At 73.7% G+C, this 15,283-nt stretch carries 15 protein-coding genes; 5 read left to right on the plus strand and 10 right to left on the minus strand.

Features of this window, described 5'->3' with window-relative positions; genetic code table 11:
- Position 1: 1 nt before the first annotated feature.
- Together AB0O40_RS30640 and AB0O40_RS30645 are read right to left on the minus strand one after the other, a co-directional pair.
- Positions 2-928 (minus strand): anti-sigma factor, encoded by a 927-nt coding sequence (locus AB0O40_RS30640; RefSeq protein WP_365048465.1) that lies wholly within the window; start codon positions 926-928, stop codon positions 2-4.
- The gene (locus AB0O40_RS30645; RefSeq protein ID WP_365048467.1) at positions 925-1,494 is read right to left on the minus strand and encodes a sigma-70 family RNA polymerase sigma factor; all 570 of its coding nucleotides are present in this window, start codon (positions 1,492-1,494) and stop codon (positions 925-927) included. Before AB0O40_RS30645 ends, AB0O40_RS30640 begins: the two co-directional genes overlap by 4 nt.
- 322 nt (positions 1,495-1,816) lie before the next feature.
- Between AB0O40_RS30645 and AB0O40_RS30650 the strand changes: the two genes are divergently transcribed.
- Together AB0O40_RS30650 and AB0O40_RS30655 are read left to right on the plus strand one after the other, a co-directional pair.
- Positions 1,817-2,317, plus strand: coding sequence for a plastocyanin/azurin family copper-binding protein (locus AB0O40_RS30650; RefSeq protein WP_365048469.1), 501 nt, complete (start codon positions 1,817-1,819; stop codon positions 2,315-2,317).
- Positions 2,318-2,324: 7 nt separating this feature from the next.
- Positions 2,325-2,765, plus strand: a complete 441-nt coding sequence (locus tag AB0O40_RS30655) for a hypothetical protein (RefSeq protein WP_365048471.1) — start codon at positions 2,325-2,327, stop codon at positions 2,763-2,765.
- Positions 2,766-2,783: 18 nt separating this feature from the next.
- Here the strand turns inward: AB0O40_RS30655 and AB0O40_RS30660 are convergent, their stop codons facing one another.
- Positions 2,784-3,083, minus strand: a complete 300-nt coding sequence (locus AB0O40_RS30660; protein WP_365048473.1) for a YciI family protein — start codon at positions 3,081-3,083, stop codon at positions 2,784-2,786.
- Positions 3,084-3,108: 25 nt separating this feature from the next.
- Between AB0O40_RS30660 and AB0O40_RS30665 the strand changes: the two genes are divergently transcribed.
- A complete protein-coding gene (locus AB0O40_RS30665) occupies positions 3,109-3,792 on the plus strand; it encodes an endonuclease V (protein ID WP_365048475.1) in 684 nt (227 codons plus the stop codon).
- A 74-nt stretch (positions 3,793-3,866) separates the two neighbouring features.
- On the opposite strand, the gene AB0O40_RS30670 is transcribed toward AB0O40_RS30665, so the two are convergent.
- The 6 genes from AB0O40_RS30670 to AB0O40_RS30695 form a co-directional block, all read right to left on the minus strand.
- Entirely contained in the window at positions 3,867-6,035 is a 2,169-nt protein-coding gene (locus AB0O40_RS30670) for a 3-hydroxyacyl-CoA dehydrogenase NAD-binding domain-containing protein (RefSeq protein WP_365048477.1), read from the minus strand.
- 50 nt (positions 6,036-6,085) lie between these two features.
- Positions 6,086-7,300, minus strand: coding sequence for an acetyl-CoA C-acetyltransferase (locus AB0O40_RS30675; RefSeq protein WP_365048479.1), 1,215 nt, complete (start codon positions 7,298-7,300; stop codon positions 6,086-6,088).
- A gap of 87 nt (positions 7,301-7,387) precedes the next feature.
- Positions 7,388-8,530, minus strand: a complete 1,143-nt coding sequence (locus AB0O40_RS30680) for an acyl-CoA dehydrogenase family protein (protein ID WP_365048481.1) — start codon at positions 8,528-8,530, stop codon at positions 7,388-7,390.
- Between the two features lie 8 nt (positions 8,531-8,538).
- Positions 8,539-9,564, minus strand: coding sequence for an LLM class F420-dependent oxidoreductase (locus AB0O40_RS30685; RefSeq protein WP_365048482.1), 1,026 nt, complete (start codon positions 9,562-9,564; stop codon positions 8,539-8,541).
- A complete protein-coding gene (locus AB0O40_RS30690; protein WP_365048484.1) occupies positions 9,564-10,730 on the minus strand; it encodes a CaiB/BaiF CoA-transferase family protein in 1,167 nt (388 codons plus the stop codon). The genes AB0O40_RS30685 and AB0O40_RS30690 overlap by 1 nt, the downstream gene beginning before the upstream one ends.
- Positions 10,731-10,911: 181 nt before the next feature.
- On the minus strand, positions 10,912-11,295 hold the full coding sequence (locus AB0O40_RS30695) for an MmcQ/YjbR family DNA-binding protein (protein ID WP_365048486.1): 384 nt from the start codon (positions 11,293-11,295) through the stop codon (positions 10,912-10,914).
- A gap of 78 nt (positions 11,296-11,373) precedes the next feature.
- Between AB0O40_RS30695 and AB0O40_RS30700 the strand changes: the two genes are divergently transcribed.
- Positions 11,374-12,564: a saccharopine dehydrogenase NADP-binding domain-containing protein gene (locus AB0O40_RS30700; protein WP_365048488.1), complete on the plus strand. Its 1,191-nt coding sequence runs from the start codon at positions 11,374-11,376 to the stop codon at positions 12,562-12,564.
- Between the two features lie 44 nt (positions 12,565-12,608).
- Here AB0O40_RS30700 and AB0O40_RS30705 read toward each other — a convergent pair whose 3' ends face one another.
- Entirely contained in the window at positions 12,609-13,358 is a 750-nt protein-coding gene (locus tag AB0O40_RS30705) for a MerR family transcriptional regulator (RefSeq protein ID WP_365048490.1), read from the minus strand.
- 84 nt (positions 13,359-13,442) lie between these two features.
- Here AB0O40_RS30705 and AB0O40_RS30710 point away from each other — a divergent pair, with 84 nt between their 5' ends.
- On the plus strand, positions 13,443-15,257 hold the full coding sequence (locus tag AB0O40_RS30710) for an AMP-dependent synthetase/ligase (RefSeq protein ID WP_365048492.1): 1,815 nt from the start codon (positions 13,443-13,445) through the stop codon (positions 15,255-15,257).
- Positions 15,258-15,283: the final 26 nt, after the last annotated feature.

Raw genomic sequence — 15,283 nt, forward strand, 5'->3', positions numbered from 1 at the left:
ATCACGGCCCCCACCGCCCACACCTCCCCGTACCGAACCACCGGCACCTCGACCCCGCACCCCACCGTGTACCCCGGCTCAGCCTCCATCCCGCCGCCAGGACCTGGGCACCGGTCAGGGTCGACGGGTCGACGGGAGCCGGCGCACCCCAGGACCCGTACCCGCCCCGCAGCGTGAAGGAGCCCACCGCCACCGTCGACCCGTCCGCCCGCGTCAGCACGCACCGGACCCCGCCCCCCGCCGCCCCGCCCTCCAGGTCCAGGGACATGTACACCCAGCCCGGCGTGCCCGGGTACGCGAAGATCCGGCCGACCTCGTGGCCGCCGGCCCGCAGCGCGGCCTGCAGGAGCGGCGCGCCCGCCCGGGTCTGCGCCGGGGGAGCGGCGGCCCGCTCCACGGCCGTCCCGACCGCCCAGCCCCCGAACCCGCAGACCAACGCCAGCGCCGCGGCCGCCGCAACCAGCCGCGGCCGCCACCGCAGCCACCCGCCCTCCCGCGGCCGCACCGCCGCCCGGCCCTCTGCACCCCCAGCCACCTGGGCCCCCGGACCCGCGCCCGCCCAGGCCCCCCTACCCCCGCCCGCCCAGCCCTCGCCACCCACCGCGGCCCCCGTGCCGCCCCGCGCCAGCCCCTTCCCACCGGCGCCGGCCGGCCCCGTCTCCGGTGCGGCGGGGTGGGCCGCGGGTGCCGGGGCCCCGCCGGGGAGGAGGCGGGACACGGTGCGGGTTTCGAAGCCGAGGGGGGGTTCGGTGCCGGGGAGGAGGGTGAGGAGGGCGTCGGTGGTGCGGGTGAGGGCTTCGACGTGGTCGCGGCAGGCCGGGCAGCCGTCCAGGTGGGCCAGTGCCTCGGCACGCTCGAGGGCCGGCAGGACGCCCAGCGCCAGCTCGGCGCCCAGCTCCCGCAGCCGCTCGCAGCCCGTCGCGTTCATCGCTCCGTCTCCTCGGCCTCCAGGGCGGTCCGCAGCCGGCCGGTGGCCGTGCGGATCCGGGTCTTCGCCGTGCCCAGCGGCACGCCCTCGAAGGCGGCGACCTCCCGGGCGGTCATCCCGTAGATCCCCGCCATCACCAGCGCCCGGGCCTGCTCCCGCGGCAGCAGCCCGAGCGCGGCCCGCACCCGGGCCGAGGCGTCGTCCGCCAGGGCCCTGGCCTCGGGCGTCTCGCGCACCACGTCCAGCAGCGCGTCCAGGTCCTCGGGGGCGACCGGCCGGGCCCGGCGGGCCCGTACCGCGTCGATGGCGAGGTTGTGCGCGATGGCGGTCAGCCAGGTGCGCACCGAACCGCGCCGGGAGTCGTAGACCTGGCCGTGCCGCCAGGCCCGCTCGAAGGTCTGCTGCGCGATGTCCTCGGCCAGCTGCGCGTCGCCGACCACGGCGACCGCCACGCCGAAGACCGTGCGCTGGAAGCGCCGGACGAAGGCCACCGCGATCTCGGGGTCGCCGGTCGCGAGCCCCGCCAGCAGCGCCTCGTCCGGTACCTGTCCCAGCGGGAGGCCCATCCTGTGCACGTCCCGGTATACGGGCGAGGGGCCCGCGGGGATTGCCCCCGGAGCGCACCGCCCGGCACCGCGCCCCCGGGACCCGCCGGACATCACCCCTCCATCCTGCCCCCGGGCCATCACACGCGGGCACCCGCGCCTGCCGTCGGAGGCCGGGACCCGCCCGCACGCGGGCACCCGCGCCCCGCCGCCGGAGGCCGGCCCCGTCCTGAGCCGCGGTCCCCGGGCCGACCGCCCGCCATCCGTCGGGCCGCTTCGGACGTATCCCTCTCACGGAACGGAACGGAAGAGAACGGAACACACGATCACGGAGGGCCGAGTCATGACCACCACATCGGTCCGGCGCCGGGCGGCGCTGGTCCTGTCGGCGGGGGCGCTGGGGGCGGTGCTGGCGGCCTGCGGCGGGTCCGGGGGAGAGGGGAGCGGGAGCGGGAGCGGTGGGACGGTGTCCGTGCCGCCGGCCGCCGCGCAGAGCGCGCCGGCGAAGCCGGCGACCCGGGTGACGGCCGACCTCAGCGACTTCCACATCGCCTTCTCCCGGCAGTCCTTCACCCCCGGCGACTACGACTTCGTCGTCAGGAACACCGGACACCACGAGCACGCGCTCGAGTTCGAGGGGCCGGGCGGCGAGAGCCGCACCAGGACGCTGGCCCCGGGGGAGGGCCAGACCCTGCGGGTCACGCTCAAGGCCGGTGAGTACGAGGTGTACTGCCCGGTCGACGGGCACGCGGACCTCGGCATGAAGACGAAGATCACGGTCGCGGCCGGGGCCGCTTCGGGCCCGGCCGGGACGCCCTCGGCGCCCTCCGGCGGCGGGTACTGAGGCCGTCATGGCCGGGACCCGGGCCGTGCGCCCCGCACCGACCGCCGCCGGCCGGCGCGTCGTGGCCGTCCTGCTGCGCCTGACCGCCGCCGGGCTCACCGCGGCGATGGCGGCGATCCACCTGCACCTGTGGGCCGGCGGGTTCCAGGACCTGGCGGTGATCGGCGTGCTGTTCCTGCTGAACGCCGTCGGCGGCACGGTACTGGCGCTCGCCCTGCTGGCCGCCCCCGCGCGGTTGCTGCCGGCGGTGGCCGGAGTCGGTGCGCTCTTCACCGCCGGGACCCTCGGCGCGCTGCTGATCAGCCTGAGCACCGGGCTGTTCGGTTTCCACGAGACGGTGCGGGGCGAGCTGGTCCCGGCCACGCTCGTCATCGAGTCCGCGGGCACCCTGCTGCTCGCGGCGCTGGCCCTGGCGCCGCTGCTGGCGCGGCGCCGGGCCGGGCCCTGAGGGCCGTGACGCCGCGTATCAGGACGGAAGTTCCTCGCGGACCGCGGCCAGCGCGGGGGCGGTCCGGGTGGCGACGAACTCGGTGATCCGGTACGTGCAGACGTCCGCCACGACGAAGGGGTCCTCGGTCACCAGCTTCTCGACCTCGGCGCGGGAGGGCCCGGCCGCCAGGATCACCCCGCCGTCCCGGGGGACCTTGCGTCCGGCGGCGAGGAAGACGCCGGCCGCCATCTGGGCCTCGACCCAGGCGACATGGGCCTCCAGCAGGTCGTCCACGGTGTCGAGCGGGACGGTGTAGGTCACTTCCAGTATGAACATGATCGAAGGCTACTCTCAGCCCATCATGACGAGCGTGAAGAACCCGGCCGACGAGGCCGAAGCCCGGGCGGTACAGGACGAACTGCGCACCCTCGTGGTGCTGGACGAACCGGGGCCGGCCCCCGGACGGGGACTGGTCGCGGGGGTGGACGTCGCCTACGACGACGGGCGCGACCTGGTCGCGGCCGCAGCGGTGGTGCTGGACGCGGCCACCCTCGAGGTGGTCGAGGAGGCCACCGCGGTCGGACGCGTCAGCTTCCCGTACGTCCCGGGGCTGCTGGCCTTCCGGGAACTGCCCACCGTACTGGCCGCGTTGGAAGCCCTGAACGCCGTACCGGACCTGGTGGTCTGCGACGGCTACGGCCTCGCGCACCCGCGCCGCTTCGGACTGGCCTGCCACCTCGGGGTGGTGACCGGGCTGCCGACGATCGGGGTGGCGAAGAACCCCTTCACCTTCACCCACCGCGACCCGGCGCCGGGCCGCGGCGAGAGCGAGCCGCTGTGCGCGGCGGACGGCACCGAGGTCGGCCGGGCCCTGCGCACCCGGGCCGGCGTCAAACCGGTCTTCGTCTCCGTCGGACACCGCGTCTCCCTGGACACGGCCTGTGCCCACACCCTCGCCCTGACCCCCCGCTACCGGCTCCCGGAGACCACCCGCCGGGCCGACCACCTCTGCCGCACCGCCCTCAAGGAGGCCACCGGCGGGTAGGGCGCGCGCACCGCTGCGACGGAAGCGCCCCGCCCCGGACGGTCCGGGACGGGGCGCTGTGACGGGGGCGGCGGTCAGTCGGTGAACCGCTCGCCCGCCTCGGCCTTGGCGATCAGCAGGGCCGGCGGGTTGAAGCGCTCGCCGTAGGTGGCGGCCAGTTCCCGGGCGCGGGCCACGAAGCCGGGCAGACCGCCCTCGTAACCGTTGATGTACTGGATCACGCCGCCGGTCCAGGCGGGGAAGCCGATGCCCATGATGGAGCCGATGTTGGCGTCGGCGACCGAGGTGAGGACGCCCTCCTCGAAGCAGCGGACGGTGTCCAGCGCCTCGGCGAAGAGCATCCGCTCCTTCATGTCCTCGAACGGGATCTCGTACCCGGGCTTGGTGAAGTGCTCGCGCAGTCCCGGCCACAGGCGGGTGCGCTTGCCGTCCGCGTACTCGTAGAAGCCGGCGCCGCCGCTGCGGCCCGGGCGCTCGAACTCGTCGACCATCCGGTCGATCACCGCGTCGCCCGGGTGCGCGGCCCACTCCCGGCCCTCGGCCTCGAAGGCCTTGCGGGTCTCGTTGCGGATCTTGCGCGGCAGGGTGAGGGTCAGCTCGTCCATCAGCGAGAGGACCTTGGCCGGGTAGCCGGCCTGCGCGGCGGCCTGCTCGACGGAGGCGGGCTCGACGCCCTCGCCGACCATCGCCACGCCCTCGTTGATGAACTGGCCGATGACCCGGGAGGTGAAGAAGCCGCGGGAGTCGTTGACCACGATCGGCGTCTTGTTGATCTGCCGGACCAGGTCGAAGGCGCGGGCCAGCGCCTCGTCGCCGGTGCGCTCGCCCTTGATGATCTCCACCAGCGGCATCTTGTCGACCGGCGAGAAGAAGTGCAGGCCGATGAAGTCCACCGGCCGGGAGACGCCCTCGGCCAGCGTGGTGATGGGCAGCGTGGAGGTGTTGGAGCACAGCAGCGCGTCGGGCGCGACCACGTCCTGGATCTCCTGGAAGACCTTGTGCTTGAGCGAGGTGTCCTCGAAGACCGCCTCGATCACCGCGTCGCAGCCGGCCAGGTCGGCCGCATCGCCGGTCGGGGTGATCCGGGCCAGCAGCTCGGCGCGCTGGGCCTCGGTGGTCCGGCCGCGGGACAGGGCCTTGTCCAGCAGCTTCTCCGAGTAGGCCTTGCCCTTGGCGGCGGCCTCGGCGGTGACGTCCTTGAGGACGACCTCGATGCCGGCCCGGGCGCAGGAGTAGGCGATGCCCGCGCCCATCATGCCGGCGCCGAGCACCGCGACCTTGGTGACCTTGTGGGGCTCGATGCCCTTGGGGCGGCTCTGGCCGGAGTTGACGGCCTGGAGGTCGAAGAAGAAGGCCTGGATCATGTTCTTCGCGGTCTGGCCGGTGACCAGCTCGGTGAAGTAGCGGGCCTCGATGGTCAGCGCGGTCTCGAAGTCGACCTGGGTGCCCTCGACGGCGCAGGCGAGGATGTTGCGCGGGGCCGGGTAGGGGGCGCCGGCCAGCTGCTTCTTCAGGTTGGCCGGGAAGGCCGGCAGGTTGGCGGCGAACTTCGGGTTCGAGGGGGTGCCGCCGGGGATCTTGTAGCCCGGGACGTCCCAGGGCTGCTTGGACTCCGGGTTGGCGTCGATGAAGGCGCGCGCCTTGGCCGTCATCTCCTCGGGGGTGGCGGCCAGTTCGTGCACCAGGCCGTTGTCGAGGGCGCGCTGCGGGCTGTACTGGGTGCCCTGGAGCAGGACCTTCAGGAGGGCGTCGGCGATGCCCATGAGGCGGACGGTGCGGGTGACGCCGCCGCCGGCCGGGAGCAGGCCGAGGGTGACCTCGGGCAGGCCGATCTTGGAACCCGGGGCGTCCAGCGCGATCCGGTGGTGGCAGGCCAGGGCGATCTCGTAACCGCCGCCGAGGGCCGCGCCGTTGACGGCCGCGACCACCGGGACGCCCAAGGTCTCGATGCGGCGCAGCGAGCGCTTGATGGCGGTGCCGGTGTCGAAGGCGAGCTGGGCGTGCTCGGGGCCGAGGCGGACCATGTCCTTGAGGTCGCCGCCCGCGAAGAAGGTCTTCTTGGCGGAGGTGAAGACGATGCCGCGGATGGAGTCCTTCTCGGCCTCGGCGCGGTCGGCGATGGCCGCGATGGAGTCCTTGAAGGCCTGGTTCATGGTGTTGGCGGACTGGTTGGGGTCGTCCATGACGAGGGTGACGACGCCGGTCTCGTCCTGTTCCCAGCGGATCGTGGTGGACTCGCTCATGTTCTCAACTTCCGTGTGGGTGGCGTGCCGTGGGTGGGATACAGGACGGGTCAGAGGCGTTCGACGACGGTGGCGATGCCCATGCCGCCGCCGACGCAGAGGGTGGCCAGGCCGTAGCGCTTGTCCTGACGCTCGAGCTCGTCGACCAGGGTGCCGAGGATCATCGCGCCGGTGGCGCCCAGCGGGTGGCCCAGGGCGATGGCGCCGCCGTTGACGTTGACCTTGTCCAGGCCGATGCCCATGTCCTTGACGAAGCGCAGCACGACGCCCGCGAAGGCCTCGTTGATCTCGACGAGGTCGATGTCGTCGATGGTCAGCCCGGCCTTGGCGAGGGCCTTGCGGGTGGCCGGGGCCGGACCGGTGAGCATGATGGTCGGCTCGGAGCCGGAGACCGCGGCCGAGATGATCCGGGCGCGCGGGGTGAGGCCGTTGCGCTCACCGGCCTCCTTGGAGCCGATGGCCACCAGCGAGGCGCCGTCGACGATGCCGGAGGAGTTGCCGGCGTGGTGGACGTGGTCGATCTTCTCGACCCAGTGGTACTTCTGCAGGGCGACCGCGTCAAAGCCGCCGAGCTCGCCGATGTCGGCGAAGGAGGGCTTGAGCCGGGCCAGCGAGTCGGCGGTGGTGCCCGGGCGGATGAACTCGTCGTGGTCGAGGACGGTCAGGCCGTTGCGGTCCAGCACCGGGACGACCGACTTGGCGAACCGGCCCTCCTTGACGGCCGCGGCGGCCCGCTCCTGGGACAGCGCGGCGTACTCGTCCACGTCGCGGCGGCTGAAGCCCTCGATGGTGGCGATCAGGTCGGCGCCGATGCCCTGCGGGACGAAGTTGACGTCCCAGTTGGTCATCGGGTCGGCGAACCAGGCGCCGCCGTCCGAGGCCATCGGGACCCGGGACATCGACTCCACGCCGCCGGCCAGGACCAGGTCCTCCCAGCCCGAACGGACCTTGGCCGCGGCCAGGTTGACGGCCTCCAGGCCGGAGGCGCAGAAGCGGTTCTCCTGGACGCCGGCGACGGTGTCCGGCAGGCCGGCGGCGATGGCCGCGATCCGAGCGATGTCCGAGCCCTGGTCGCCGACCGGGCCGACCACGCCGAGCACGATGTCGTCGATGGTGCCCGGGTCCAGGCCGGGGTTGCGCTCGCGCAGGGCGTGGATCAGGCCCACGACCAGGTCGATGGGCTTGGTGCCGTGCAGGGCGCCGTTGGCCTTCCCGCGCCCGCGCGGGGTGCGGATCGCGTCGTACACGTAAGCTTCGCTGCTCACTGGTCAAGCCTTTCCTGAGGGACGAGCGGGGTCGTGCGGGGTGCGGGAGCGGCTGCGCACCGGCTCCCGCGGGGGTCCGCGCGGTGTCTAGGCGAGCAGGGAGCGGCCGATGATCTCCTTCATGATCTCGGTCGTCCCGCCGTAGATGGTCTGGATGCGGCCGTCGGTGAAGGCGCGGGCCACCCGGTACTCGGTCATGTAGCCGTAGCCGCCGTGCAGTTGGAGGCAGCGGTCGGCCACCTTCTTCTGCAGTTCGGTGGCCCACCACTTGGCCATCGAGGCGTGCACCATGTCGAGTTCGCCGTTCGAGTGGTCCACGATGCAGCGGTCCAGGAAGGTCCGGGTGACCGTGCACTCGGTGGCCATCTCGGCGATCTCGAAGCGGATGTGCTGGAGCTTGGAGAGCGGGCGGCCGAAGGCCTCGCGCTCCTTGACGTACGCGGTGGTGATCTCGAGCAGGTGCTCGGCGGCGGCGATGGCGGCCACCGCGATGCCCATCCGCTCCTGCGCCAGGTTGGTCATCAGGTGGACGAAGGCGCCGTTCTCCTCGCCGAGCAGGTTCTCCTTGGGGACGCGCACGTCGTCGAAGAACAACTCGGCGGTGTCCTGCGACTTCTGGCCGATCTTGTCGAGGTTGCGGCCGCGCTCGAAGCCCGCCGCGCCGCGCTCCACCACCAGCAGCGACAGGCCGTGCGCGCCGCCCTCGGGCGTGGTCCTGGCGACCACGATGACCAGGTCGGCGAGGATGCCGTTGGAGATGAAGGTCTTCGAGCCGTTGAGCAGCCAGTGGTCGCCCTTGTCCTCGGCGGTGGTGCGGATGCCCTGGAGGTCGGAGCCGGCGCCCGGCTCGGTCATCGCGATGGCCGTGATCAGCTCGCCCGAGCAGAAGCCGGGCAGCCAGCGCCGCTTCTGCTCCTCGGTGGCCAGCGAGGTCAGGTACGGGCCGATGATGTCGTTGTGCAGGCCGATCGCGAGGCCCGGGGCGCCCGCGCGGGTGAACTCCTCGGCCAGCACGGCCGGGTAGCGGAAGTCCGGGTTGCCGCCGCCCCCGTACTCCTCCGGTACCGCCAGGCCCAGCAGCCCCTGCCGGCCGGCCGCCAGCCAGGCCTCTCGGGAGACGATGCCGTCCTTCTCCCACTGGTCGTAGTGGGGCAGCACCTCCTTGGCGAGGAAGGCCCGGACGGTCTCCCGGAAGGCCTCGTGGTCCTCGGTGTAGATCTGCCGCTTCATCGGTCCCCCTAGAGCCAGTTCTTGACGGTCTCGACCAGGCGGGCCGGATCGGGCCCCACCGGAGTGACGTTGAGCATGGTGACGCCGGCCTCGCGGAAGGCCTCGATGCGCTCGCGCACGTAGGAGGCCGGGCCGCACAGGGTCATCAGTTCGCAGAACTCGTCCGGCACCGCGGCCGCCGCGTCCCGCTTGCGGCCGGCCAGGTACAGCTCCTGGATCGTGCGGGCCGCGTCGCCGTACCCGTAGGCCACGGCCAGGTCGTTGTAGAAGTTCTTGCCGGGCGCGCCCATGCCGCCCACGTACAGTGCGATCTGCGGGCGGGCCAGGTCCCGGGCGGCGGCCGCGTCCTCGCCGATGGCCAGCAGGCCCCCGGCCACGGTCTGGAGCGGGCCGAGCGCGGGGTCGCGGCGGGCGGCGCCCTCGGCGAGTGGTGCGCCCCAGACCTTGGCGGCCTTCTCCGGCAGGAAGAGGGTGGGCAGCCAGCCGTCGGCGATCTCCGCGGTCAGCCTGGCGTTGGCCGGGCCGAGCGAGGCGACGTAGACGGGGATGTCCGGGCGCACCGGGCGGGTGAGGATCTTCAGCGGTTTGCCGTGCCGGCCGCCCTTCTCGGGCGGCAGGGGCATGTCGGTGATGCCGTGGTGCTCGATGGTCTCCCGGCGCCAGATCCGGCGGCACAGCTCCACGGTCTCCCGGGTCCGGCCGAGCGGCTTGTCGTACGGGCGGCCGTGCCAGCCCTCGATCACCTGGGGGCCGGAGGCGCCCAGCCCCAGCATCGCCCGGCCGCCGGAGAGCGCGTCCAGCCCGGCGGCGGTCTGGGCGATCAGGGCCGGGGTGCGGGAGTAGACGTTGACGATGGCCGAGCCGATCTTCATCCGCTCGGTCCGGGCCGCCAGGTACCCCATGATCGTCGGGGCGTCGAAGCCCCAGGCCTCGGCGACCCAGACGGCGTCCAGGCCGGCCCGCTCCAGCGCGGCCGCGTCGTCGGCGGCCCGGCGCGGGTCGCCGGCGTAGTCGAGCAGCATCGAGAGTTCCATCAGGCGTCCTCGGTCGGGGCGGGCGCGGGCGCAGGGGCGGGGGACGGGTCCGCGGCCAGGGCGGGCACGTCCCAGTCGGCGGCCACCTCGGCGGTGTGCGCCCCCGGCCGGGCGGGGCCGCTGCGCACGGCCCCGGGGGTCGCGGAGAAGCGGGGTGCGGGCGCCGGCTGGGTGATGCCGCCGAAGTCGGTGAAGGTGCCGCGGGCCGCCAGGTGCGGGTGGTGCGGGGCCTCGCGCAGCGAGAGGACCGGCGCGACACAGGCGTCGGTGTCCTGGAAGACCTCGGTCCACTCCTGCCGCGTGCGGCTCTTGAAGCGGGCGGCGACCGCCTCGCGCAGCTCGCCCCAGCGGGCCAGGTCCTTGCGGGCGGGCGCCTGGTCCTTGATGCCCAGCAGCTCGGTGAACTCGTCGTAGAACTGCTGCTCCAGCGCGCCGACCGCCATGTACCCGCCGTCGGCGGTCTCGTACGTGCCGTAGAACGGGCAGCCGCCGTCCAGCAGGTTGGCGCCGCGCCGGTCCTGCCAGCCGCCGGCCGCGACCATCCCGTGGATCATGGCGGTGAGGTGGGCCGTGCCGTCCACGATGGCCGCGTCCACCACCTGGCCGGTGCCGGTGGCCCGGGCGTGGTGCAGCGCGGCCAGCACGCCGACGACCAGGTAGAGGGAGCCGCCGGCGTAGTCGCCGACCAGGTTGGCGGGGACGGCGGGCGGCCCGTCCGGATCGCCGATCATGCCGAGGGCGCCGGTGACCGCGATGTACGCGATGTCGTGGCCGGCGCGCGGGGCGAGCGGGCCCTGCTGGCCCCAGCCCGTCATCCGGCCGTAGACCAGGGCGGGGTTGCGCTCCCGGCAGGCCGCCGGGCCGACGCCCAGGCGCTCGGCGACCCCGGGCCGGTAGCCCTCGATCAGCACGTCCGCCCGCTCGGCCAGGTCCAGGACCCGGCCGGGGCCGTCCGGGGCCTTCAGGTCGACGATCACCGAGCGCTTGTTGCGGTTGGTGACGTCGTACGCCGGGTCGATGGCGAGCCCCGCGCCGCCGGGACGGTCCACCCGGACCACGTCCGCGCCCAGGTCGGCCAGGAGCATCGCGGCGAACGGGCCCGGGCCGATGCCCGCCAGCTCCAGCACGCGCACGCCCGCGAGCGGTCCGTTCCCTGTCACTGCCATCGAGCCCCCAGGTACCCAGTGTGTGACACAACTGATGTAACACCAGCGATGCTAGGAAGGCCTCGCACGCAGCACAACCCCTGAACGAGCAAGCGCTTAGTCGAATTCCACCGGGCGGGGCGGATGGGGCGGACGCGGGCGCAGGCGGGTGGTCGTGGCCGTGTGACCGTGCGGGGGACCCTCAGTCCCCGGTCCGGGCGTCCAGTTCCTTGAGGTGCCGCTTGAGGGCCACCGTCCGGTAGCTCTCCTCCACCCATTCGCACAGCACCTGCGGCGCCGGCGAGCCCTCGCCCAGCGGGAGCGACACCCAGCCGGCCCTGCCCAGGCCGTAGCCGGTCGGCTCGGCCCCCGGTGCGGTCATCGCGTGCCCGTGCAGGTCCTCGTCCTTGAGCTTGACGGAGATCCCGGGCGGCCGGGGGCCGTCGGTGTTGCCGAGGAAGAGGAAGATCTTCTTGTTGACCTTGACCACGCAGTCCTCGGGACCCCAGGGGAACTCCTCGACCGCCTCGGGCAGGGCGAGGGCGAATGCCCGCACTTGCTCCCACTTGCGCACCGCGTTCCGCATCGGCGGACCTCCCTGATCGCACGGCCGGTTGACGCAAACGCTAGCCTCGGCCACCGTGATCAGCCGGGAGGAGCGGTGATGAACAGACAGGACGGGCCCGAGCGGCCGTACGACCTCGTGCTTTTCGGGGCCACCGGATTCGTGGGGGCGCTGACCGCCGAGTACCTGGCCGCGCACGCCCCGGCGGACTGCCGCTGGGCGCTGGCCGGCCGCAGCACGGCCAAGCTGGCCGCGCTGCGCGAGCGGCTGGCCGAGCTGGACCCGGCCTGCGCGAAGCTGCCGCTGCTGGAGGTGGACGCCGGGGACCCGCGGGCGCTGCGGGAGCTGGCGGAGTCCGCCATGGTCGTGGCCAGCACCGTCGGCCCCTACGTCTGGTACGGCGCGGGGCTGGTCGCGGCCTGCGCCGAGGCCGGTACGGACTACTGCGACCTGACCGGCGAGCCGGAGTTCGTGGACCGGATGTACGTCGAGCACGACGCCCGGGCCCGGGAGACCGGCGCCCGGATCGTGCACGCCTGCGGCTTCGACTCGGTACCGCACGACCTGGGCGCGTACTTCACCGTGCGGCAGCTCCCGGAAGGGGTGCCGCTGCGGGTGGACGGCTTCGTCCGGTCCAACGCGGTCTTCTCCGGCGGGACCCTGGCCTCCGCGCTGACCGCGCTGGGCCGCGGACCCCAGACCCTGAAGGCCGCCCGGGAGCGGCGGCTGCACGAGCCCCGGCAGCTGCGCCGCCGGGCCAGGTCACCGCTGGGCGCGCCGCGCTTCAGCCGGGAGACCGGCACCTGGGCGCTGCCGCTGCCCACCCTGGACCCGAAGGTCGTGGCCCGCTCGGCCGCCGCGCTGGAGCGCTACGGCCCCGACTTCCGCTACCGCCACTACGCGTCGGTGAAGTGGCTGCCGGTCGCGGTGGCCGGGACGGCGGTGCTGGGCGCGACGACCGCGGTGGCCCAAGTCCCCGCGGCCCGGCGTTGGCTGATGGACCGTTACGAGCCCGGCCGGGGTCCGGACGAGCGGGTGCGCTCGCGCAGCTGGTTCACCGTCCGCTTCGTGGGTGAGGGCGGCGGCCGCCGGGTCCTGACCGAGGTCTCCGGCGGCGACCCCGGCTACGGCGAGACCGCCAAGATGCTCGCCGAGTCGGCCCTCTGCCTGGCGTACGACGAACTCTCCGCCCATGCCGGCCAGTTGACCACGGCAGTGGCCATGGGTGACGCCCTGACCAGCCGCCTCACCACAGCCGGCATCCGCTTCCGCGTGGTCGACAGCCGCTGAACCCGGCCCCGCCCCGGTCGCGTACCGGGGCGGGTGCCCGGCCCTCACTCCGTCGTCGGGGCCGGTGGGGTGAAGGCGGCGCGGAGTTCTTCGCGCAGGGAGCGCTGGAAGGCGGTGACCAGGGCCTGGACGACCATGGGCTGCATGTGGGCGGAGAGGTACTTCATGGTCTCCACCCGCTCCGGGTCGTCCTCGCCCTCGGTGAAGGGGCCCCAGACCTCGTCGCGGAAGAGCCGGGTCAGCTCGTGGGCGGCCGAGCGGGTGTGCTCCAGCAGCACCTCCCGGGCCGCGAGGATGGTGCCGTGGGTGATCGGTACGTCCAGCAGGGCCACGCCCAGCCGCAGCAGCCCCAGGTCCACCCGGTAGCCGTCGCCGGCCGGGGCCAGGACGTTCATGGCCGCCAGCCGGCGGACGTCCTCCTCCGCCAGGGTCCGGCCGGCCCGCTTCTCCAGCTCCGCCCGGTCCACCTGCTCCGCAGAGTCCGGCGCCCAGCTCGACACCAGGGCGCGGTGGATCGCCAGGTCGTGCGGGCTCAGGTCGTCCGGCAGGGCCTCCAGGTACCGCTCGATCGCGGACAGCGTCATGCCCTGGTGCTGCAGCTCCTCGATCAGCGCCAGTCGCGACAGGTGCTCGGGCCCGTAGTGGCCCACCCGACGGGGTCCGATCACGGGAGGGGGCAAAAGCCCCCGCGTGCTGTAGAAACGTACGGTGCGGACGGTGACGCCCGCCCGGGAGGCGAGCTCGTCGACGGTGAGCATGGGCTCGGCCGCCCGGGTGTCCGCCGGGGTGTCCATCGTCTCCGCCTCGCTCTCTGCTCCACAGCTTGGGTTCAACAGTATTGCTGTCGCACCAACGATGTGAAACGGCCAGGAGCTGCCATGACGACGAAACTACGGCTGCCCGCAGACCCGCACGCGCTGACCCTGCCCGCCTTGCTCGCCCGCAACGCCGAACAGTGCGGCGACCTGCCCGCCCTATCCTGGCGGGAGGGCGACGGCTGGGCCACCCTCGACTGGGCCGAGACCCGCCGCCGGGTCGCGGTGCTCGCCGCCGGGTACGCCGCCCTCGGGGTGCGCCGCGGGGAGCACGTCCTGATCATGATGGGAAACCGGCCCGAGCACTGGCTCACCGACCTCGCCCTGGTCCACCTCGGCGCGGTCCCGGTCACCGTGTACGGCACCTCGGCGCCCGAGCAGATCGCCCACATCGCCCGGCACAGCGGGGCCCGGCTCGCCGTCCTCGAAGGAGCCCGCGAACTAGCGCGCTGGGAACCGCTGTTGGCCGATGCGACCGCGCCCCTGGAACGCCTGGTGGTCGTGACGGACGCGGACGCCGGCGGCCACACCGCCTACGCCGAGGCGTACGCGAGCGGTGAACGACTGCATCGCGGGCCGGAGTTCGAGAAGGCCTGGACCGAGATCCGCCCCGAGGACCCGCTGACCGTCGTCTACACCTCCGGCACCACCGGCGACCCCAAGGGCGTCCGCCTCACCCACCGCAACATCGCCCTCCAGTCCGTCCGGCTGGACCGGATGACCGAACTGCCCGAGCACGCCGAACACATCTGCTACCTGCCCTTCGCGCACATCGCCGAGCGGATCCTCGGCATCTACCTGCCGCTGCTGCGCGCCGCTCACGTCCGGTTCTGCGCCGACCCGGCCGCGGTGGCGGCTGCCGTCCGCGAGCTGCACCCCGTGCAGTTCTTCGGCGTGCCCCGGGTCTGGGAGAAGCTGGCCGCCTCCGTACGCGCCGCCCTCGCCAAGCTCCCGGCGGAGCAGCAGCAGGCCGTGGCGGCCGCCACCGACCTGGGCCGGGCCCACGCCGACCACCTCCAGCGCGGTGCGGAGGTACCGGCCGAGCTGGCCGCCTCGTACGCCCGGGCCCGGGAGGAGGTCCTGCTGCCGCTGCTGGGCCTGGCGGGCATGGACCGGCTGGTGTGGACCTCGAGCGCGACCGCGCCCATGCCGCTGGACGTGGTCCGCTTCTGGGCCGGTTTCGGCATCACGATCATGGACGCCTGGGGGCTGACCGAGACCTCGGGCGTGTGCACGGTCAACGAGGTCGACGACTACCGGCTCGGCTCGGTCGGCCGCCCCATCGAGGGCGTGGAGGTCAGGATCGCGGCGGACGGCGAGGTGTTCACCCGCGGCGAGACCGTCTTCGCCGGCTACCTGCAACCGGACGGGACGCTGGCCCCGGCCACCGACGCCGAGGGGTGGTTCCCGACCGGCGACATCGGCCGGCTCGACGACGACGGCTTCCTGTGGCTCACCGACCGCAAGAAGGAGCTGATCATCACCTCCAACGGCAAGAACGTCTCGCCGGCGCTGGTGGAGAACACCCTCAAGGAACACCCTCTGATCGGCCAGGCCTTCGCGCACGGCGACGGCCGCTCCTACCTCGTCGCGCTGCTCGTCCTGGACCCCGAACTCGCCCCCGCCTGGGCCGCCGCCCAGGGCATCGAGGCCGCCACCCCGGCCGAGCTGGCCGCACACCCGGCCGTCCGCGCGGAGGTCGAGCGGGCCGTGCAGGCCGCCAACGCCCGCCTCAACCGCACCGAGCAGATCAAGCGCTACCGGCTGCTCAGCGAGGAATGGGGGCCGGAGACCGGTGAGTTGACCCCCTCGCTCAAGCTGCGCCGCCGGGTGGTGCGGGCGACGTACGCCGAGGTGATCGAGGAGCTGTACTCCTGACGGACCGCGCGGGCGGGTGGCGTCGC

It is taken from the genome of Streptomyces sp. NPDC089919 (assembly GCF_040684615.1).
Classification (GTDB): domain Bacteria; phylum Actinomycetota; class Actinomycetes; order Streptomycetales; family Streptomycetaceae; genus Streptomyces.

What these genes read in the sequence shown, in the direction of transcription:
- AB0O40_RS30640 (WP_365048465.1), bottom strand. Translation starts at nt 928, where the DNA reads ATGAACGCGACGGGCTGCGAGCGGCTGCGGGAGCTGGGCGCCGAGCTG.
- AB0O40_RS30645 (WP_365048467.1), bottom strand. Translation starts at nt 1,494, where the DNA reads ATGGGCCTCCCGCTGGGACAGGTACCGGACGAGGCGCTGCTGGCGGGG.
- AB0O40_RS30650 (WP_365048469.1), top strand. Translation starts at nt 1,817, where the DNA reads ATGACCACCACATCGGTCCGGCGCCGGGCGGCGCTGGTCCTGTCGGCG.
- AB0O40_RS30655 (WP_365048471.1), top strand. Translation starts at nt 2,325, where the DNA reads ATGGCCGGGACCCGGGCCGTGCGCCCCGCACCGACCGCCGCCGGCCGG.
- AB0O40_RS30660 (WP_365048473.1), bottom strand. Translation starts at nt 3,083, where the DNA reads ATGTTCATACTGGAAGTGACCTACACCGTCCCGCTCGACACCGTGGAC.
- AB0O40_RS30665 (WP_365048475.1), top strand. Translation starts at nt 3,109, where the DNA reads ATGACGAGCGTGAAGAACCCGGCCGACGAGGCCGAAGCCCGGGCGGTA.
- AB0O40_RS30670 (WP_365048477.1), bottom strand. Translation starts at nt 6,035, where the DNA reads ATGAGCGAGTCCACCACGATCCGCTGGGAACAGGACGAGACCGGCGTC.
- AB0O40_RS30680 (WP_365048481.1), bottom strand. Translation starts at nt 8,530, where the DNA reads ATGAAGCGGCAGATCTACACCGAGGACCACGAGGCCTTCCGGGAGACC.
- AB0O40_RS30685 (WP_365048482.1), bottom strand. Translation starts at nt 9,564, where the DNA reads ATGGAACTCTCGATGCTGCTCGACTACGCCGGCGACCCGCGCCGGGCC.
- AB0O40_RS30690 (WP_365048484.1), bottom strand. Translation starts at nt 10,730, where the DNA reads ATGGCAGTGACAGGGAACGGACCGCTCGCGGGCGTGCGCGTGCTGGAG.
- AB0O40_RS30695 (WP_365048486.1), bottom strand. Translation starts at nt 11,295, where the DNA reads ATGCGGAACGCGGTGCGCAAGTGGGAGCAAGTGCGGGCATTCGCCCTC.
- AB0O40_RS30700 (WP_365048488.1), top strand. Translation starts at nt 11,374, where the DNA reads ATGAACAGACAGGACGGGCCCGAGCGGCCGTACGACCTCGTGCTTTTC.
- AB0O40_RS30705 (WP_365048490.1), bottom strand. Translation starts at nt 13,358, where the DNA reads ATGGACACCCCGGCGGACACCCGGGCGGCCGAGCCCATGCTCACCGTC.
- AB0O40_RS30710 (WP_365048492.1), top strand. Translation starts at nt 13,443, where the DNA reads ATGACGACGAAACTACGGCTGCCCGCAGACCCGCACGCGCTGACCCTG.